Source organism: Bradyrhizobium sp. (genome assembly GCF_035652035.1).
In the GTDB taxonomy this organism is placed as follows: Bacteria; Pseudomonadota; Alphaproteobacteria; order Rhizobiales; family Xanthobacteraceae; genus Bradyrhizobium.
In genome coordinates this window covers 21929-39253 of the sequence record NZ_DASREO010000073.1, presented here as the reverse complement: position 1 = coordinate 39253, position 17325 = coordinate 21929, and the positions used below count along the sequence as shown (strand labels likewise).

The window sequence follows — 17325 nt, the reverse complement described above, 5'->3', positions numbered from 1 at the left end:
CGCGGCGACCTCTCCCCGCAAAGAGCGGGGCGAGGTGACGACATCACGTCCGCTTCAGGGGCGTGCGGCCGACGCTTTCATACGTGAAGCCGTGCGCGGCCATCTCGTCCATGCGGTAGATGTTGCGCAGGTCGACGATGACCGGCTGGGCCATCTCCCGCCGCAACCGCTCGAGGTCCATGGCGCGGTACTGCACCCACTCGGTCACCAGCACGAGGGCATCGGCGCCCTTGGCGCAGAGATAGGGGTCGTCGCAATATTCGATCTCGGGCAGCTCCTTGCGCGCCTGCTCCATGCCGACCGGATCATGCGCGCGCACCCTGGCGCCCATGTCGAGCAGACCGGTGACGAGCGGAATCGACGGCGCCTCGCGCATGTCGTCGGTGTCGGGCTTGAAGGTCAGGCCCAGCACGGCAATGGTCTTGCCGCGCAGGCTGGAGCCGACCGCGTTCGCCACCTTGCGCGCCATCGCGCGCTTGCGGATGTCGTTGACGCCGAGCGTGGCCTCGACGATGCGCAGCTGCACGTCATAGTCCTGCGCGATCTTGATCAGCGCACGGGTGTCCTTGGGAAAGCAGGAGCCGCCATAGCCCGGCCCCGCATGCAGGAATTTGCTGCCGATGCGGTTGTCGAGCCCGATGCCGCGCGCGACCTCCTGCACGTCGGCGCCGACCTTTTCGGAGAGATCGGCGATCTCGTTGATGAAGGTGATCTTGGTGGCGAGGAAGGCGTTGGCGGCGTATTTGATCAGCTCGGCGGTGCGCCGCGCGGTGAACATCAGCGGGCCCTGGTTCAAGGACAGCGGCCGGTAGATCTCGGCCAGCACCTTGCGCGCACGCTCGTCCGAGGTGCCGATCACGATGCGGTCGGGAAATTTGAAGTCGCGGATCGCCGCGCCCTCGCGCAGGAACTCCGGATTGGAGGCGACCTCGACATCGGCCTGCGGATTGGTCTCGCGCAGCACCCGCTCGACCTCGTCGCCGGTGCCGACCGGCACGGTCGATTTGTTCACGACCACGGTGAAGCCGGAGAGCGCGCTCGCGATTTCCCGCGCGGCTGCGTAGACGTAGGAGAGATCGGCGTGCCCGTCGCCGCGACGCGAGGGCGTACCGACCGCGATGAACACGGCATCGGCTTCCGCGACCGGCGCCGACAGGTCAGTGGTGAAGTCCAGCCGCTTCGCCTTGACGTTGGTTGCGACCAGCGTGTCGAGGCCGGGCTCGAAGATCGGGATCTCGCCGCGCTTCAAGGCGGCGATCTTCTCCGCATCCTTGTCCACGCAGGTGACCTGATGGCCGAAGTCCGCAAAGCAGGCGCCGGAAACCAGACCCACATAGCCCGTGCCGATCATCGCGATTCGCATGAGATAGCCGTCTCCGTATGGTTAACGCGTCCGCCTCTTAACGCATTTCGTCGCAAAGGAAAGCCCTTCAATCCGGCATGTCAATTGTATGGGTAAAGGGGACGGCAACGGATTGGCGCCATCATGCAAAAATACCGCCTCATAAAGGGACAGCCATGACGGGAAACGGCACAGCGCCGACAGATCGCCGCTCCGCCGCGACCGCCTCCGCACGGGTCGACTGGGTCGACTATGCCAAGGGCATCTGCATCGTCATGGTGGTGATGATGCATTCGGTGCTGGGCGTGGAACTCGCATCCGGCAAGACCGGCTTCATGCATCTTCTGGTGGCCTTCGCAAAGCCGTTCCGGATGCCCGACTTCTTCTTGATTTCAGGACTGTTTCTGCCGCTTGTCATCGGCCGGGACTGGCGGCTCTATGTCGACCGCAAGGTGGTGCATTTCGCCTACTTCTACGTCCTGTGGGTGACCATCCAGTTCGCTTTCAAGGCCCCCGCCTTCGCTGCCGAGACCAACTGGGCGCATGCGGGCTATCTGTATCTGGAATCCTTCATCGAGCCGTTCGGCACGTTGTGGTTCATCTACCTGCTGCCGATCTTCTTCGTCGTCATAAAACTGACACGCAACGCACCGCCGCTCGTGATCTGGACCGTCGCAGCGCTGCTGGAAACGGCGCGGGTCGCGACGGGGTGGACCGTCATCGACGAGTTCTGCGCGCGATTCGTCTACATCTATTCGGGCTATCTGTTCGCCGACTATGTGTTCGCGCTGTCGGATCGCGCACGCAGCTACCCGACGCAAGCCTTGGCTGCGCTGGCAATTTGGGCGCTCGTCGAAGCAAGCCTTGTTGCGCTCGGCTGGAGCGAGCTGCGCGGGGTCTCGCTGCTGCTGGGGCTCGCCGGCGCATGCGCGGTGATCACGACCGGCACGCTACTGGCGCGCGCACGGAGGCTCGATTTCATCCGCTTCTGCGGCGAGCATTCGATCGTGATCTATCTTGCCTTCTTCCTGCCGATGGCGGCGACGCGAACGCTGTTGTTGAAGGCTGGCGTGATCCATGACATCGGCACCATCTCGCTGATCGTCACCATCGTCGGCGTCGTCGGCGCACTCGCGATCTGGCGGCTGGCGCTGGCCGCACGTTGGAACTTCCTGTTCGAGCGGCCCGATGCCTTCTGGATCGCTCCGAGGAAGCCGGCCGCGGCGCTGCAGCCGGCGGAGTGATCACGGCCTGAGATAAAGCGCGCCGCTGGTGCGCCCCGCCTCGAGATCGGCGTGGGCCTGTGCCACGTCGCGCAAGCGATAGGCGGTGCCCGTCCCTTCCAGTTCGCCGCTCGCCAAAGCCGCAAGCACCGCGTCGGCGGCGGCGCGATAATCGACCGCATCGTTCATGTAAGCCATCACGCTTGGCCGTGCGAAGATCAGGCTGCGGCGCGGCCCGAGTTCCTCGACGTCGAGTGGCGGTATTAGACCTGCGGCCTGGCCGATGCTCGCGACCACGCCGAAGGGCCTGACGCAGGCGATGGTCTTCCGCAAGGTCGTGCCGCCGATGCCATCATAGGCCACGTCAACGCCGCGCCCATCGTTAAGCTCTGATATGGCGCGGACAAAGTCGGCGTCACGACCGACGACGACATGATGCGCGCCAGCGGCTCGGGCGATCGCAGCCTTGGCGTCCGAGCCGACGGTACCGATCACCGTTGCGCCAAGGCGTGAGGCCCAGCGCGTCAGCAGCTGGCCAAGACCGCCGGCTGCCGCGTGCACGAGGATGACCGTGCCGGAAGCGACCGGAAAGATACGGCGCAGCAGCATGTGGGCGGTGATGCCCTTGACGAAACTCGAAGCCACTGCCTCGTCGGACAATCCGTCCGGCAGCCTGACGGCGCGCCACGCCGGCAGGTTTCGTTCCGACGCGTAGGCGCCCACCGGCGCGCCCGCATAGGCGACGCGATCTCCGACCGAGAGCCCCCTGACATGGGCGCCGACAGCCGCGACCACGCCAACGGCCTCGACGCCGGGAATGGCTGCTGCCGGCAGCGGGTAAAGGCCGATGCGCTGATAAATGTCGATGAAATTGACGCCGATGGCACTCTGGCGCAGCTGGACCTCGTCTGCACCGGGCGGCGGCAGGTCGGCCTGTGCCAATTCCAACTGCTCCACGCCTCCCGGCGCCTTCAATCGCACAATCTCGGCCATGACGTCGTTCCTCTTGCTTATGAACACAGCCATTGTGCTGATAGCGGCGACCATGCGAAATTGCCCAGCTGCTCACATTCTTCGTGAATTTCTGCACATGCTGAACTGGGACGATCTGCGCTATTTCGTCGTGCTGGCCCGCGAGGGCACGTTGTCGGCGGCGGCTCGCGCGCTTCGCGTCGACCATGTCACGGTCGCCCGCCGCGTCGCCGCACTGGAGGCATCAACCGGGCTCAAGCTCGTCGATCGCCGCGCCCGCGTCTATCGGCTGACCGAGGATGGCAGGCGCGTCGCCGCACTTGCCTCGCCGATGGAGGAAGCCGCGTTTGCGGTGGAACGGGCGATGCGGGCGGCGAGTCCAGGACTATCGGGCGAGGTCGCGATCAGCGCGCCGCCATCGCTCGCCAACGCGCTGATCGCACCAAGGCTGATCGAGCTGCGGCGCCAGCACCCAGGCATCCACATCAAGCTGATCGGGGAAAAGCGCAGTGCCTCGCTCACCCGCCGCGAGGCGGATCTTGCGCTGCGGCTGTCGCGCCCGACCGAGCCGGGGCTGATCGCGCGCAAGATCGGGCATTTCGGCTTCAGCCTGTACGGCGCGCCAAGCTATCTGAAGGAGACGCCGCAGCACGCGCATGCCTTCATCGCCTATGACGCCAGCATGGACGACGCGCCCCAGCAGCTCTGGCTGAAGGCGATTGCCGGCAAGCGCGAGATCGTGCTGCGCACCAGCGACCTGGAAAACCAGGCGGCCGCGGCACGCGCTGGCGTGGGCATGGCGGCCCTGCCGCATTTCCTCGGCGATGGTGATCCGCTTCTTGCGCGGCACGAGGTGAATGCCGGCGAGGTCAGGCGCGATGTCTGGCTGGTTGTCCATCGCGATCTCCGCAAGGCACCGGCCATCCGGGCCGTCATGGAGTTCCTGGCCCACTGCCTGCAGCCGCCATGACGCGCAAAAATCCGGTGCGCGACCTCGCCGAAATGGGTGTTATCGGGGACAAAAATCCCTACATTGCCGCCATGCCGAAAACCTCCCCCAAAGCTGCCGCCGCCGAGAAGCCCGTTGCCGCAAAGCCCGTCGCCGCCAAAGCGCTGGGCAAAGGCGACCACCTCTTCCTGGTCGACGGCTCCTCGTACATATTCCGCGCCTATCACGCGCTGCCGCCATTGAACCGCAAGTCCGACGGGCTGCAGGTCAATGCCGTGCTCGGCTTCTGCAACATGCTGTGGAAGCTCTTGCGCGACATGCCGCCGGACAACCGTCCGACGCATCTCGCGATCATCTTTGACAAGTCCGAGATAACGTTCCGCAACAAGATCTATCCGGACTACAAGGCGCATCGGCCGCCGGCGCCTGACGATCTGATTCCGCAATTCGCGCTGATCCGCTCTGCCGTGCGCGCCTTCGACCTGCCCTGCCTGGAACAGGCCGGCTTCGAGGCCGACGATCTGATCGCGACCTATGTACGGCAGGCCTGCGAGCGCGGCGCAACCGCGACCATCGTCTCGTCGGACAAGGATCTGATGCAGCTCGTGACCGACTGCGTCACCATGTACGACACCATGAAGGACCGCCGCATCGGCATTGCCGAGGTGGTGGAAAAATTCGGCGTGCCGCCGGAGAAGGTGGTGGAGGTACAGGCGCTGGCCGGCGATTCCACCGACAACGTGCCCGGCGTGCCCGGCATCGGGGTGAAGACGGCGGCACAGCTGATCGTCGAATATGGCGACCTTGAATCGCTGCTGTTCCGCGCGAGCGAGATCAAGCAGCCGAAGCGGCGCGAGGCCCTGATCGAGAATGCCGAGAAGGCACGGATCTCGCGCCAGCTCGTGCTGCTCGACGACAAGGTCGATCTCGAGGTGCCGCTCGACGATCTCGCCGTGCATGAGCCCGACGCACGCAAGCTGATCGCCTTCCTGAAGGCGATGGAGTTTTCCACGCTGACGCGACGCGTCGCCGACTATTCGCAGATCGATCCGGCCGATATCGCGCCAGACGAGCTCTTGAAGAGCGGCGGCAATGGCGAAGCCGCGCCGGCGCCGAGTGCTTCCGCGCCTGCTGCCGCCAATGGAGCCGCGACCGCCAAGGAGCGTCCGCGCGCCAATGCGGCTGGCCCGAACCGCGCAGCGCCCGACAAGAGCGACCGGGCCGGTAGTCTCAAAGGCACGCCGCTGGCGCTCGCCAATGCACGCGCGGAGACCGCGCGCAACATCCGCGTCGATCGCACGAAGTACCAGACCATCGAGAGCCTCGGCCAGCTCAGCGCCTTCATCGCGCGCATCCACGATGTCGGCCATTTCGCCATCGAAGCCAAGGCCCATTCGATCGACCCGATGCAGGCTGATATCAGCGGCATCGCGCTGGCGCTGGCGCCGAACGACGCCTGCTACGTCCCGCTCGCGCACAAGCAGCCCGGCAGCGGCGCCGGCCTGTTCGACACCGGGCTTGCTCCGGGGCAGATGAAGCAGGAGGACGTGCTCGGCTTGCTGAGGCCGCTCCTGGAATCCGCGGGCATCCTCAAGATCGGCTTCAACATCAAGTTCACGGCGGTCATGCTCGCGCAGGCCGGCATCACCTTGCGCAACTACGACGACGCGCAGCTGATGTCGTATGCGCTCGACGCCGGCCGCGGCTCGCATGCGCTCGACGCGCTGGCCGAGCGCTGGCTTGGCCATGCCATGCTGACCTTCGGCGAATTGACCGGCAGCGGCAAGAACAAGCTGTCCTATGATCAGGTCGCCATCGACAGGGCAACCGCTTATGCGGCCGAGGATGCCGACGTCATCCTGCGGCTGTGGTACCTTCTCAAGCCGCGCCTGATCGCCGAGCGCATGACCGCGGTGTATGAGACGCTGGAACGTCCATTGGTTTCGGTGCTGGCGCGGATGGAGCGGCGCGGCATCTCGATCGACCGCCAGGTGCTATCGCGGCTGTCAGGCGATTTCGCGCAGACCGCCGCGCGCGTCGAAGCCGAGTTGCAGGAGCTCGCGGGCGAGCCGATCAATGTCGGCAGTCCCAAGCAGATCGGCGACATCCTGTTCGGCAAGATGGGCCTGCCCGGCGGCAGCAAGACCAAGACCGGGGCATGGTCGACCTCGGCGCAGGTGCTGGATGACCTCGCCGAGCAGGGCTACGACTTCCCGAAAAAGATCCTGGAATGGCGCCAGGTCTCCAAGCTGAAATCAACCTACACCGACGCGCTGCCCACCTACGTCAATCCGCAGACCCATCGCGTCCACACCACCTACGCACTGGCGGCAACCACCACGGGGCGGCTGTCGTCGAATGAGCCGAACCTGCAGAACATTCCGATCCGCACCGAGGACGGCCGCAAGATCCGCCGCGCCTTCATTGCAACGCCCGGCCACAAGCTGGTCTCGGCCGACTATTCTCAGATCGAGCTCAGGCTGCTCGCCGAGATCGCCGACATTCCCGTGCTGAAACAGGCCTTCCGCGACGGGCTCGACATTCACGCCATGACAGCGTCGGAAATGTTCGGCGTGCCGATCAAGGATATGCCGAGCGAGGTGCGCCGCCGCGCCAAGGCCATCAATTTCGGCATCATCTACGGCATCTCCGCGTTTGGGCTGGCCAACCAGCTCGGCATCGCCCGCGAGGAGGCGTCCGCCTACATCAAGAAGTATTTCGAGCGCTTCCCCGGCATCCGCGCCTACATGGACGAGACCAAGGAGTTCTGCCGAAAGAACGGCTATGTCGTCACGCTGTTCGGCCGCAAATGCCACTACCCCGAGATCAAGGCGAGCAACGCTTCAGTCCGCTCCTTCAACGAGCGCGCCGCGATCAATGCGCGATTGCAGGGCACAGCGGCCGACATCATCCGCCGCGCCATGACCCGGGTGGAGGAGGCACTCGCCGAGAAGAAGCTGTCGGCGCAGATGCTGCTGCAGGTGCATGATGAATTGATCTTCGAGGTGCCGGACGAGGAAGTCGCGGCAACCCTGCCGGTCGTGCAGCACGTGATGCAGGACGCGCCGTTCCCAGCCGTGCTGCTGTCGGTGCCGCTGCATGTCGATGCCCGCGCCGCGACCAATTGGGACGAGGCGCATTGATCGAATTGAGGGTGGGCAAAGGCGCACTTGCGCCGTGCCCACCATGCGTGTCGCGGAAGGTGGTGGGCTTAGCGCCGAACTTGCACCGTCATTCCCGGATAGTCCGCAGGACCACAGCCGGAATGACAGTGCCAAAACTTCAATCCAGCTTCGCCTCCATGCCGCGCTTAACGGCGGGGCGCGCCATCAGGGCGTTGTACCAGCGCTGCACATTGGGAAAGTCCGCCAGATCCACCTTGTGGCGGGGATGGCGCCAGGCCCAGCCGAGGATGGCGAAATCGGCAACCGACAGCTCGCCGGCGACATGGTCACGGTCCGCGAGACGCCGGTCGAGCACGCCGTAGAGCCTGCGGGTCTCCGCCATGAAACGTTTCAGGCCGTAGGCGCGGTCCTGCTCGTTCTCCAGCGCGATGAAATGATGCACCTGGCCCGGCATCGGCCCGAAGCCGCCCATCTGCCACATCAGCCATTCGTACACCGGGATGCGTTCCGCCAAGGGCTTCGGCAGGAACTTTCCGGTTTTCTCGCCGAGATAAAGCAGGATGGCGCCGGATTCGAAGACGCTGACCGGCTTGCCCTCGGGTCCCTCGGGATCGATGATGGCCGGGATCTTGTTGTTCGGGCTGATTGCGAGGAATGAGGGCGACATCTGTTCGCCCTTGGTGATATTCACGGGCACCACCCTGTAGGGCAGGCCCATTTCCTCCAGCGCCACGGAAATCTTGCGGCCGTTCGGCGTGTTCCAGGTGTGAAGTTCGATTGTCATGTGCTCCCTTTTCGCGCCTTCTGCCGGCCCTTCAGCTCTTGTTCAGATGCGCGTCTCTAGCATCTGACAAACGGGTAGCGCAAAGCTGCCGCCCCGCCCTCCCCCGGTCCGGAGGGCCGGAAATGACAGCCATTCCCGCTGTTGACGAGCCGATATCGGCTCTGGAATGTGTGCCGGACCGCCGATAAATTGCGCCGCTGCTGAAATCGCGAGAACAACCTTGTCCAAATCCGCCTCCCGTGCCCGGCTCCACGACATCATCCGCCGCCGCTCGTTCGGCCGGGGCGAGGTCACGCTGGCCTCGGGGCGCAAGAGCGATTTCTATTTCAACCTCAAGCCGACCATGCTCGATCCGGAAGGCGCCGCCCTGCTCGCCGAAGTGACCTACGAGGCGCTGCGGGACGATGAGATCGACTATATCGGCGGCCTGGAAATGGGCGCGGTTCCGCTGGCGGGCGCGATTGCGCAGCTGTCCTGGCTCAAGGGCCACCCGATCGCAGCCTTCTTCGTGCGCAAGAAGCCGAAGGAACACGGCGCGCGGCTTGCCATCGAAGGGCTCGCCAAGGGCGAGACGCTCGATGGCAAGCGGGTCGTCGTGGTCGAGGACGTCACCACCACCGGCGGCTCCGCCATGAAGGCGGTCGAGGCGCTGCGCGAGGTTGGCGCCAATGTCGTGCTGGTTCTAACCATGGTCGACCGCGAGGAAGGCGCCAACGACACCTTCGCACAGGCCGGCCTGCCGTTCCGCTCGATCTACAGGGCTTCCGAATTTTTGTAGGCGTGAGGGACCTGCTCCAACCTTCTCCCCTTGTTGTGGGAGAAGGTGGCGCGGGCGAAGCCCGCGACGGATGAGGGGTTTCTCTCCGCGGGTACAATGAAAAACTGCTGCAGAGATCGATCCGCGGAGGCAGACCCCTCACCCAAGCGGACCTCGGTCTGCCAGCGAGCCGCCCTCTCCCACAAGGGGCGAGGGCACAACAACGAGCACCGCGCTTCGCGCACATTTCTTCCACGCCGCCTCACACGCTTAGACCTCATTTACCATCCGCGGCTATGGTGAATCCACGCTTGCTGCGAGCTTTGCGCGGCAAGCAGCTCAGTTGCGTCGGGTGGAGTTCGCGCGTTGCGTATGGAGTTGTTGTTTCAGCGCAAGCTGCACCGCAGCTTTGCTGCCGCCGCCGTCACCGGCGCGCTCGTTCTCGCGCCGCAGATGGCCTCCGCCGAAGGCCTGTTCGATTTCTTTTTCGGCGGTTTCCAGAAGCAGCAGCATCAGACAGCGCCGGAGGGCTCGTTCTTCGATCCGTCCGACAATAATCCGCCGGCGCCGCCGCGGCCGGCCGTGGCAAGCTCGGGCCCGGCGTTCTGCGTGCGCAGCTGCGACGGCAGATATTTTCCGCTGACGCGCGGCGGCGCCTCGCCTGTGCAGATGTGCCAGGCCTTCTGTCCGGCCAGCGCAACGAAAGTGTTCTATGGCTCCAGCATCGACGGCGCCACTGCGGCCAGCGGCGAGCGCTACGCCGATAGCGAGAACGCCTATGCCTATCGCAAGGCGCTGCGCGCCGACTGCACCTGCAACGGCCGCGATCCGGCGGGGCTCGCGCCGATTGACCTCGCGCTCGACGCTTCGCTGCGGCCGGGCGACGTCATTGCGACCTCCGATGGGCTCGTCGCCTATTCCGGCGTGCGCACCGGCAACGATCTCGCCCCGGATTTCACGCCTGTTGCGTCCTATCCAGGGCTGACGCCCGAAGTGCGCGCCCGGCTGAACGAGATGAAGGTCGCGCCGGTGCGGGCGGACATGACGGCAAACGATGCGCCGGCCGCTGACATCACTCGCGCACCGTTGCCTCCGGTAACCATCGCGCCGAAGCCTTTGCCCGCGCGAGACAAGCGCGCGGAAGCGAATTAAGGGCGGTCATTCCGGGGCAATGCGGAGCATCGAACCCGGAATCTCGAGGTTGTGGCGCGAGATTCTCGGGTGCGCAATTGCGCATCATGCTTCGCGTCTGCGACGCGCCCCGGAATGACGGACGAGATCACCGCCCCACGATCACGCCGATCACGTTCGGCGCCGCCAGATACTTCTCCTCGATCGCGGCGCGGGCGGCGGCGCGATTTTCCGGCGTGAGCAGGCCGCGCTTCTCGGCCAGGATCATCCAGCAGTAGCCCCACCAGTCCGTGAGCATGCCGGTGTCGTCGACGAGATCGTAGCCCTGTTCGGCGGCAAAGATGCGCGCCTGCGCCTCATCCAGCGTATCGAGGAAGGCGTGATCGGCAGGCGAAAACAGCTCATCGGAAATGTCATCGATGGTGTAGCCCCAGATCGAGGCGCAGACCGCGTTGAACTCGCGGTCGATCTCGTCGTCGTCGATAAAGCGTCGACGCGACGCCTGATGCAGCCGCGACAGCGAGCGCGCAAAATCGGCAATCCGGGTGAGCGCGAATTGATCAAAGGCAATGGTGGACATGTAGGCCTCACAGGGCGGACAGACCATAGATGTTGTGTTGGCGACGTGCCGAATCGCTACGATATATCAGATACTTGCTAAAGTGTTCTTAATTTGTTCCAATGCGTGTATTTCTCGGCGCCCCGGCGAAGGCCGGGGCCCATAACCCCAGGACTTGGTATCGGGCAGGCTGTTGGTCAGATGGGTACACCCAGCGCCTACTTCGTCTACATCCTTGCAAGCAAGAAGCACGGCACGCTCTACATCGGCGTCACCAACGACATCCGTGCGCGGCTTGAGTTGCATCGCTCAGGCAAAGGCTCTGAATTCGTCAAGAAGTATGGCGTCACGCGACTTGTTTACATGGAAGAGTACGCCACGCCTCAAGAGGCCATCCAGCGTGAGAAGCAGCTGAAGGAGTGGCACCGGAATTGGAAGATTCGGCTAATCGAACAGGAAAATCCCGATTGGGACGACCTGTCGGCCCTTCTCTGACATCTGGGGTTATGGGCCCCGGCCTTCGCCGGGGCGACGAGAGAGCGTACGTAACCCCTCACATATCCGCGAGCATCCGGTCGCCGCAGTAATTGGCATAGAACTTCCCGCCGCATTGCCGGCGGATGGCGGCGCAGCGGGCGGCTGGTGAGGCATTCTGCGGCAGGCTGAAGGCGCAGCCCAGGCCATCGGCACTGCGGCCGAGCTTGCCCGCGGCGAAGGCCGCGCTTGTTGCGGAAATGCAGACGAGCAGCAGCAAGGCCGCGATGATCTCGATGGTCAGTCGCATAGCAGTCCTCCCGAGATTTTGTCGCGCAGTATACCCCAGTATAGGCGCGAGGCCGACTGGAACCATGGCAGGCTGAATCGGCCCGGTCCTTGCATAAAAATCGTGCATGCGTCGCACAACCGGGCCCTTCCGGGTTTCGGCTCGTGGCGCAACGTGCTTACATTTCGGTGAGTCTTACTGTCAGGATTGCAAGTTGGCAGACCAACCGTTCCACTATCCCGCGCCCGGCCAGCCTGTCGACGAGCTCGCTTTGGCCGAGATCAAGAGCGCCATACTGGCCAAGCTCCGCCTTGCGATCGGCAAGGATGCCGGCATGGCGACCAGGCACGACTGGTACAAGGCCGCCGCGCTGGCGTTGCGCGATCGCATCGTCCATCGCTGGCTGACGGCAGAAAAAGAGAGCTACGATGCCGGCAGCAAGCGCGTCTATTATCTCTCACTGGAATTTCTGATCGGGCGCCTGTTCACCGACGCGCTCAACAATATGGGGCTGTTCCAGGTGTTCGAGACCGCGCTCGGCGATCTCGGCGTCGGCCTCGACGAACTGCGCAAATGCGAGCCGGATGCCGCGCTCGGCAATGGCGGCCTCGGACGGCTCGCCGCCTGCTTCATGGAGAGCATGGCGACGCTGCAGATCCCGGCAATCGGCTATGGCATCCGCTATGATTACGGCCTGTTCCGCCAGATCATCAAGGATGGCTGGCAACAGGAATATCCCGACGAATGGCTGTCCTTCGGCAATCCCTGGGAGTTGCAGCGGCCGGAGGTGGTCTATCACGTCCATTTCGGCGGCGGCGTCGAGCATGTCGACGACAAGGGGCGCGACCGCGCGATCTGGCATCCAGCCGAGACCGTGCAGGCGATCGCCTATGACACACCGATCGTCGGCTGGCGCGGCCAGCATGTGAACGCGCTGCGGCTGTGGTCGGCGCGCTCGCCCGATCCGCTCAAGCTCGACGTCTTCAACAAGGGCGACTATCTCGGTGCCAGCGCCGAGCAGTCGCGCGCGGAAGCGATCTGCAAATTCCTTTATCCGAATGACGAGAGCCCGGCCGGGCGCGAGCTGCGGCTGCGGCAGGAATATTTCTTCGTGTCGGCTTCGCTTCAGGATCTGGTGAAGCGGCACCTCGCCTCCGACGGCCAGATGCGCAGCCTCGCCATGAAGGTCGCGGTGCAGCTCAATGACACCCATCCCTCGCTCGCGGTGCCCGAGCTGATGCGGATCCTGGTCGACCTGCACAATTTCCGCTGGGAAGAGGCGTGGAAGCTCACGGTCTCCACGCTGTCCTACACCAATCACACGCTGCTGCCGGAAGCACTGGAGACCTGGCCGGTCGAGATGTTCGAGCGGCTCTTGCCGCGCCATCTCGAGATCATCTACCGCATCAACAGCCAGCATCTGGCGCTTGCCGAGCATCGCTGCCCCGGCGATATCGATTTCCGCGCCTCGGTCTCGCTGATCGACGAGAAGAGCGGCCGCCGCGTGCGCATGGGCCAGCTCGCCTTTGTCGGCTCGCACCGCATCAACGGCGTCTCGGCGATGCATTCGGAGCTGATGCGCGAGACCGTATTCCACGATCTCAACCATCTCTATTCCGGCCGCATCACCAACAAGACCAACGGCATCACTTTCCGCCGCTGGCTGATGCTGGCCAATCCGAAGCTGACCAATCTGCTGCGCGAAGTCTGTGGCGAGGCGGTGCTCGACGATCCCACGCGACTCCAGTTGCTGGAGGCGCGTGCCAGCGACAACGTCTTCCAGACCGAATTCCGCAAGGTAAAGCACCACAACAAGCTGGCGCTGGCGCGGCTGATCGGTGAAAAGCTCGGCGTCCGAGTCGATCCGACGGCGCTGTTCGACGTGCAGATCAAGCGCATCCATGAATACAAGCGCCAGCTGCTCAACATCCTGGAAACGGTCGCGCTCTACCAGGCGATGAAGGACGATCCGCAACGCGACTGGGTGCCGCGGGTCAAGATCTTTGCCGGCAAGGCGGCGGCGAGCTATCGCTATGCCAAGCTGATCATCAAGCTGATCAACGATGTCGCCGAGGTCGTGAACAACGATCCCGCGATTGCCGACCGGCTCAAGGTCGCTTTCCTACCGGACTACAATGTCAGCTTGGCCGAGGTGATCATTCCGGCCGCCGATCTCTCCGAGCAGATTTCGACGGCCGGCATGGAAGCCTCCGGCACCGGCAACATGAAGCTGGCGCTCAACGGCGCCTTGACCATCGGCACGCTCGACGGCGCCAATATCGAGATCCGCGAGCATGTCGGACCCGAGAACATCGCGATCTTCGGCATGGAAGCGATGGACGTACTGGTGCGGCGCAAGCAGGGGCTCGACGCCAGCGACGTGATCCGCAAATCGCCGCAGCTTGGGCGCGCCATCAATGCGATCGGCGCCGGCGAGTTCTCGCCCGGCGAGCCCGGCCGCTTCGAATCCATTACGCATGCGCTGCGCTATCTCGACCACTACATGGTCAGCGCCGATTTCGATTCCTATTACGAGGCGCAGCGCGCCATCGATGCGCGCTGGCAGGTAATGCCGGCCTGGACGCGCGCCAGCATCCTCAACGTCGCGCGCATGGCCTGGTTCTCCTCCGACCGCACCATCCGCGAATATGCCAAGGAGATCTGGAACGTGCCGGTGCGCCCGACGCCGTCGACGATGGCCGAAAGCGCGCAGCGCGGCGCTCGGTGAATTCTGTCGCGCGGAACGCGATTACCTCCGGCGTCATTGAATTTCAGGTGGCACCGCCGATATTCACTCGGTCATTCCGGGGCGATGCAAAGCATCGAGCCCGGAATCTCGAGATTCTCAGGTGCGCAACTGCGCACCATAGTTCGGTCCTATCGGACCGCCCCGGAATGACGGAGTGAATCGCACGGAATGCACAGCAAATCCCCGCATCTCTTCGACGACGCCACGCGGATCACCGCCGGTGACAGCCGCTGGCAGGGACGCACCAGCCCCGATTACTGGGCCTTCGTCGGCCCGTTCGGCGGCTTCACGGCTGCGGCGATCCTGCGCGCGCTGATGGAGCATCCGCAACGCGCGGGCGATCCGCTCGCGCTCACCGTCAATTTCTGCGCGCCGATTGCTGAAGGCGCGTTCGATCTCGACCTCCGCCTGGTCAAGGCCAACCGATCGAGCCAGCATTGGTGCGTGGAGCTGTCGCAGGACGGCCGCGAGCCGGCAACGCTTGCGACCGCCGTATTGGCCGAGCGCCGCCCGTCGTGGTCGCAGGCGCAGGTCAAGATGCCCGAAGCGAAACCGTTCGAAAAGATCAGGCGCTATCCTGACGTCGCGGCGAACTGGACGCGGCAATATGACTTCCGCTTCATCGAGGGGCTTATCGACACAGGTGCCGGCGTTCGGCCGCAGCCCGGCAGCGCCTTCTCAAAGCTCTGGATCGGCGATCGCGTGCCGCGCAAGATCGACGCGCTGTCGCTGCTCGCGATGTCGGATGCGTTCTTCGCCCGCATCTTCCACGCGCGCGGCGAGATCGTTCCGATCGGGACCGTGTCGCTGACGACCTATTTCCATGCCGATGCCGAGGATCTTGCGCGCGAGGACATCAGCCACGTGCTCGGCGTTGCCGATGCCAGGATCTTTCACAAGAGCTATGGCGATCAAAACGGCGAGCTGTGGTCGCCCTCAGGCCGGCTGCTCGCCACCACGACGCAGATGACTTATTTCAAGGCTTAGGCTGCGGTCTCTGGGCGGTGTCGTCCCGGCGAAGGCCGGGCCCCATAACCCGCAGGACGGAGTTTTGCGAAGAACATCTACGACCAAGCGCCGCAGATAGATTCCGCGGTATGGGTCCCGGCCTTAGCCGGGACGACCTCGGATGTGTTGACGCTTGCCCACTCACTCCGCCGCGAGCTTCACCTCGGGCGCGGCCGCACGCACGTCGGCGTCGACCTTTTCCTCGAACTTGGCGAAGTTCTTCTGGAACATCGCAACCAGCGCCCGCGCGGTCTTGTCGAACTCGTCCTTGTCCTTCCAGGTGTTGACCGGGTTGAGGATCTCGCTCGGCACGCCGGGCAACGCAGTCGGCACCGCAAAACCGAAATACTTGTCGGTGCGGAATTCGACATTGCGCAAGCTGCCATCGAGCGCGGCCGTCAGCAGCGCGCGCGTCACCTTGATCGGCATGCGGCTGCCGCTGCCGTATTTGCCGCCGGTCCATCCGGTGTTGACCAGCCAGCAATCGACATTGTGGTCGGCGATCAGCTCACGCAGCATATTGCCGTATACCGAGGGATCGAGCGGCAGGAACGGCGAGCCGAAGCAGGTGGAGAATTCCGGCTGCGGCTCCTTGCCGAGACCGCGCTCGGTGCCGGCAACCTTGGCGGTGTAGCCCGACAGGAAGTGATACATCGCCTGGGCCGGCGACAGTTTTGCGATCGGCGGCAGCACGCCGAAGGCATCGGCCGCCAGCATCACCACGTTCTTCGGATGCGGCGCGCGGCCGGTGCGCGAAGCGTTGGGGATGAACTCCAGCGGATACGCCGAGCGCGTGTTCTCGGTCTTGGAGCCGTCGTCGAAATCGACCTCGCGCGTGTCCTCGTCGAGCACGCAATTCTCGAGCACCGCACCGAAGCGCTTGGACGCTGCGTAGATCTGCGGCTCGGCCTCCTTCGACAGCTTGATGCACTTGGCATAGCAGCCGCCCTCGAAATTGAAGACGCCGTCCGGTCCCCAGCCATGCTCATCATCGCCGATCAGGGTGCGGTTCGGATCGGCCGACAGCGTGGTCTTGCCGGTGCCGGACAGGCCGAAGAAGATCGCGGTGTCGCCCTTGTCGCCCACGTTGGCCGAGCAGTGCATCGGCATCACGCCGCGGGCGGGCAGATAATAATTGAGCGTGGTGAACACGCTCTTCTTCATCTCGCCGGCATAATACGACCCGCCGATCAGGACGATCTTGCGGGCGAAATCGATGGCGACGACATTCTCCGAGCGCACGCCGTGACGTTTCGGATCGGCGCGGAAGCTCGGCATGTCGATGATGGTGAGCTCGGGCACGAAGGTCGACAGCTCGATCGCCTCGGGGCGGATCAGGAGCGTGCGGATGAACAACGAGTGCCAGGCGAGCTCGGTGAAGACGCGGGTCTTGATCCGATAGGTCGGATCGGCGCCGCCATAGAGATCCTGAGCAAACAGCCGCTTGCCTTCGGCATGCTTCAGGAAATCCTGGTAGAGCGATTCGAATTGCTCTGATGTGATGGACTGATTGCCGGCCCACCACATCTTCTTGTCGGTGGTCGCGTCGCGGACCGTGAACTTGTCCTTCGGACTGCGCCCGGTGAATTCACCGGTGTCGGCGCATAACGCGCCATCGGCCGAAAGAACCGCTTCGCCGGCCGCCAATGAATATTGATAAAGCTGCGGCGCGCGGAGATTCCAGTGCACCTGCTTGAGATTCTTTAAACCGAATTTGTCGGCGCCGAAGGCACCGTTACGCACGCCTGTTTCTTGCACGAAGGCTCCTCCTCGAGTCCCGCATAGCTTGAGCGCGGTCTTGCCGACGCGCCGCATTCTTGCGGTGCCACCACTATAGCCCCACCGGCCTGGGTCCGGCGACCTATTACTGATGAACGCCCGGCTTGCCAAGCCGATCCCACGGCATTGGTTTACTTGCATAAGTTAAACCGATCGGCGCTCGACACCTGCCACGATACGGCAT

At 64.1% G+C, this 17325-nt stretch carries 14 protein-coding genes; 8 read left to right on the top strand and 6 right to left on the bottom strand.

Annotated features, from left to right (window positions below):
* Positions 1 to 43 precede the first annotated feature (43 nt).
* Positions 44 to 1363 (bottom strand): UDP-glucose/GDP-mannose dehydrogenase family protein, encoded by a 1320-nt coding sequence (locus VFB05_RS19465; protein ID WP_325015066.1) that lies wholly within the window; start codon positions 1361 to 1363, stop codon positions 44 to 46.
* 155 nt (positions 1364 to 1518) lie between these two features.
* On the opposite strand from VFB05_RS19465, the gene VFB05_RS19460 reads away from it, so the two are divergent.
* Entirely contained in the window at positions 1519 to 2586 is a 1068-nt protein-coding gene (locus tag VFB05_RS19460; protein WP_325015064.1) for an acyltransferase family protein, read from the top strand.
* Here the strand turns inward: VFB05_RS19460 and VFB05_RS19455 are convergent, their stop codons facing one another.
* Positions 2587 to 3558, bottom strand: coding sequence for a quinone oxidoreductase (locus VFB05_RS19455; RefSeq protein ID WP_325015062.1), 972 nt, complete (start codon positions 3556 to 3558; stop codon positions 2587 to 2589).
* Between the two features lie 97 nt (positions 3559 to 3655).
* On the opposite strand from VFB05_RS19455, the gene VFB05_RS19450 reads away from it, so the two are divergent.
* Both VFB05_RS19450 and polA read left to right on the top strand, forming a co-directional pair.
* The gene (locus VFB05_RS19450; RefSeq protein ID WP_325015060.1) at positions 3656 to 4507 is read left to right on the top strand and encodes a LysR family transcriptional regulator; all 852 of its coding nucleotides are present in this window, start codon (positions 3656 to 3658) and stop codon (positions 4505 to 4507) included.
* Between the two features lie 71 nt (positions 4508 to 4578).
* Positions 4579 to 7629 (top strand): DNA polymerase I, encoded by a 3051-nt coding sequence (polA, locus tag VFB05_RS19445; protein WP_325015166.1) that lies wholly within the window; start codon positions 4579 to 4581, stop codon positions 7627 to 7629.
* A gap of 139 nt (positions 7630 to 7768) precedes the next feature.
* On the opposite strand, the gene VFB05_RS19440 is transcribed toward polA, so the two are convergent.
* The gene (locus VFB05_RS19440) at positions 7769 to 8395 is read right to left on the bottom strand and encodes a glutathione S-transferase family protein (RefSeq protein ID WP_325015057.1); all 627 of its coding nucleotides are present in this window, start codon (positions 8393 to 8395) and stop codon (positions 7769 to 7771) included.
* Between the two features lie 220 nt (positions 8396 to 8615).
* On the opposite strand from VFB05_RS19440, the gene pyrE reads away from it, so the two are divergent.
* Both pyrE and VFB05_RS19430 read left to right on the top strand, forming a co-directional pair.
* On the top strand, positions 8616 to 9173 hold the full coding sequence (gene pyrE / locus VFB05_RS19435; RefSeq protein WP_325015055.1) for an orotate phosphoribosyltransferase: 558 nt from the start codon (positions 8616 to 8618) through the stop codon (positions 9171 to 9173).
* Between the two features lie 351 nt (positions 9174 to 9524).
* The gene (locus VFB05_RS19430) at positions 9525 to 10304 is read left to right on the top strand and encodes a DUF2865 domain-containing protein (RefSeq protein ID WP_325015053.1); all 780 of its coding nucleotides are present in this window, start codon (positions 9525 to 9527) and stop codon (positions 10302 to 10304) included.
* A gap of 127 nt (positions 10305 to 10431) precedes the next feature.
* On the opposite strand, the gene VFB05_RS19425 is transcribed toward VFB05_RS19430, so the two are convergent.
* Entirely contained in the window at positions 10432 to 10863 is a 432-nt protein-coding gene (locus VFB05_RS19425; protein WP_325015052.1) for a hypothetical protein, read from the bottom strand.
* 180 nt (positions 10864 to 11043) lie between these two features.
* On the opposite strand from VFB05_RS19425, the gene VFB05_RS19420 reads away from it, so the two are divergent.
* The gene (locus VFB05_RS19420) at positions 11044 to 11337 is read left to right on the top strand and encodes a GIY-YIG nuclease family protein (protein ID WP_325015049.1); all 294 of its coding nucleotides are present in this window, start codon (positions 11044 to 11046) and stop codon (positions 11335 to 11337) included.
* Between the two features lie 58 nt (positions 11338 to 11395).
* On the opposite strand, the gene VFB05_RS19415 is transcribed toward VFB05_RS19420, so the two are convergent.
* The gene (locus VFB05_RS19415; protein WP_325015047.1) at positions 11396 to 11626 is read right to left on the bottom strand and encodes a hypothetical protein; all 231 of its coding nucleotides are present in this window, start codon (positions 11624 to 11626) and stop codon (positions 11396 to 11398) included.
* Positions 11627 to 11819: 193 nt separating this feature from the next.
* Between VFB05_RS19415 and VFB05_RS19410 the strand changes: the two genes are divergently transcribed.
* Complete coding sequence (locus tag VFB05_RS19410) at positions 11820 to 14333, top strand: glycogen/starch/alpha-glucan phosphorylase (protein ID WP_325015045.1); 2514 nt, start codon at positions 11820 to 11822, stop codon at positions 14331 to 14333.
* A gap of 189 nt (positions 14334 to 14522) precedes the next feature.
* Positions 14523 to 15341 carry a thioesterase family protein gene (locus VFB05_RS19405; RefSeq protein ID WP_325015043.1) on the top strand — a complete coding sequence of 273 codons (819 nt, stop codon included), beginning with the start codon at positions 14523 to 14525 and terminating at the stop codon, positions 15339 to 15341.
* 162 nt (positions 15342 to 15503) lie between these two features.
* On the opposite strand, the gene VFB05_RS19400 is transcribed toward VFB05_RS19405, so the two are convergent.
* Positions 15504 to 17120: a phosphoenolpyruvate carboxykinase gene (locus tag VFB05_RS19400; protein WP_325015041.1), complete on the bottom strand. Its 1617-nt coding sequence runs from the start codon at positions 17118 to 17120 to the stop codon at positions 15504 to 15506.
* Between the last annotated feature and the right edge of the window lie 205 nt (positions 17121 to 17325).

Bases quoted from the DNA above. Each gene is read 5' to 3' on its own strand.
- VFB05_RS19465 (WP_325015066.1), bottom strand. From the start codon at position 1,363: ATGCGAATCGCGATGATCGGCACGGGCTATGTGGGTCTGGTTTCCGGC.
- VFB05_RS19460 (WP_325015064.1), top strand. From the start codon at position 1,519: ATGACGGGAAACGGCACAGCGCCGACAGATCGCCGCTCCGCCGCGACC.
- VFB05_RS19455 (WP_325015062.1), bottom strand. From the start codon at position 3,558: ATGGCCGAGATTGTGCGATTGAAGGCGCCGGGAGGCGTGGAGCAGTTG.
- VFB05_RS19450 (WP_325015060.1), top strand. From the start codon at position 3,656: ATGCTGAACTGGGACGATCTGCGCTATTTCGTCGTGCTGGCCCGCGAG.
- polA (WP_325015166.1), top strand. From the start codon at position 4,579: ATGCCGAAAACCTCCCCCAAAGCTGCCGCCGCCGAGAAGCCCGTTGCC.
- VFB05_RS19440 (WP_325015057.1), bottom strand. From the start codon at position 8,395: ATGACAATCGAACTTCACACCTGGAACACGCCGAACGGCCGCAAGATT.
- VFB05_RS19430 (WP_325015053.1), top strand. From the start codon at position 9,525: ATGGAGTTGTTGTTTCAGCGCAAGCTGCACCGCAGCTTTGCTGCCGCC.
- VFB05_RS19425 (WP_325015052.1), bottom strand. From the start codon at position 10,863: ATGTCCACCATTGCCTTTGATCAATTCGCGCTCACCCGGATTGCCGAT.
- VFB05_RS19420 (WP_325015049.1), top strand. From the start codon at position 11,044: ATGGGTACACCCAGCGCCTACTTCGTCTACATCCTTGCAAGCAAGAAG.
- VFB05_RS19415 (WP_325015047.1), bottom strand. From the start codon at position 11,626: ATGCGACTGACCATCGAGATCATCGCGGCCTTGCTGCTGCTCGTCTGC.
- VFB05_RS19405 (WP_325015043.1), top strand. From the start codon at position 14,523: ATGCACAGCAAATCCCCGCATCTCTTCGACGACGCCACGCGGATCACC.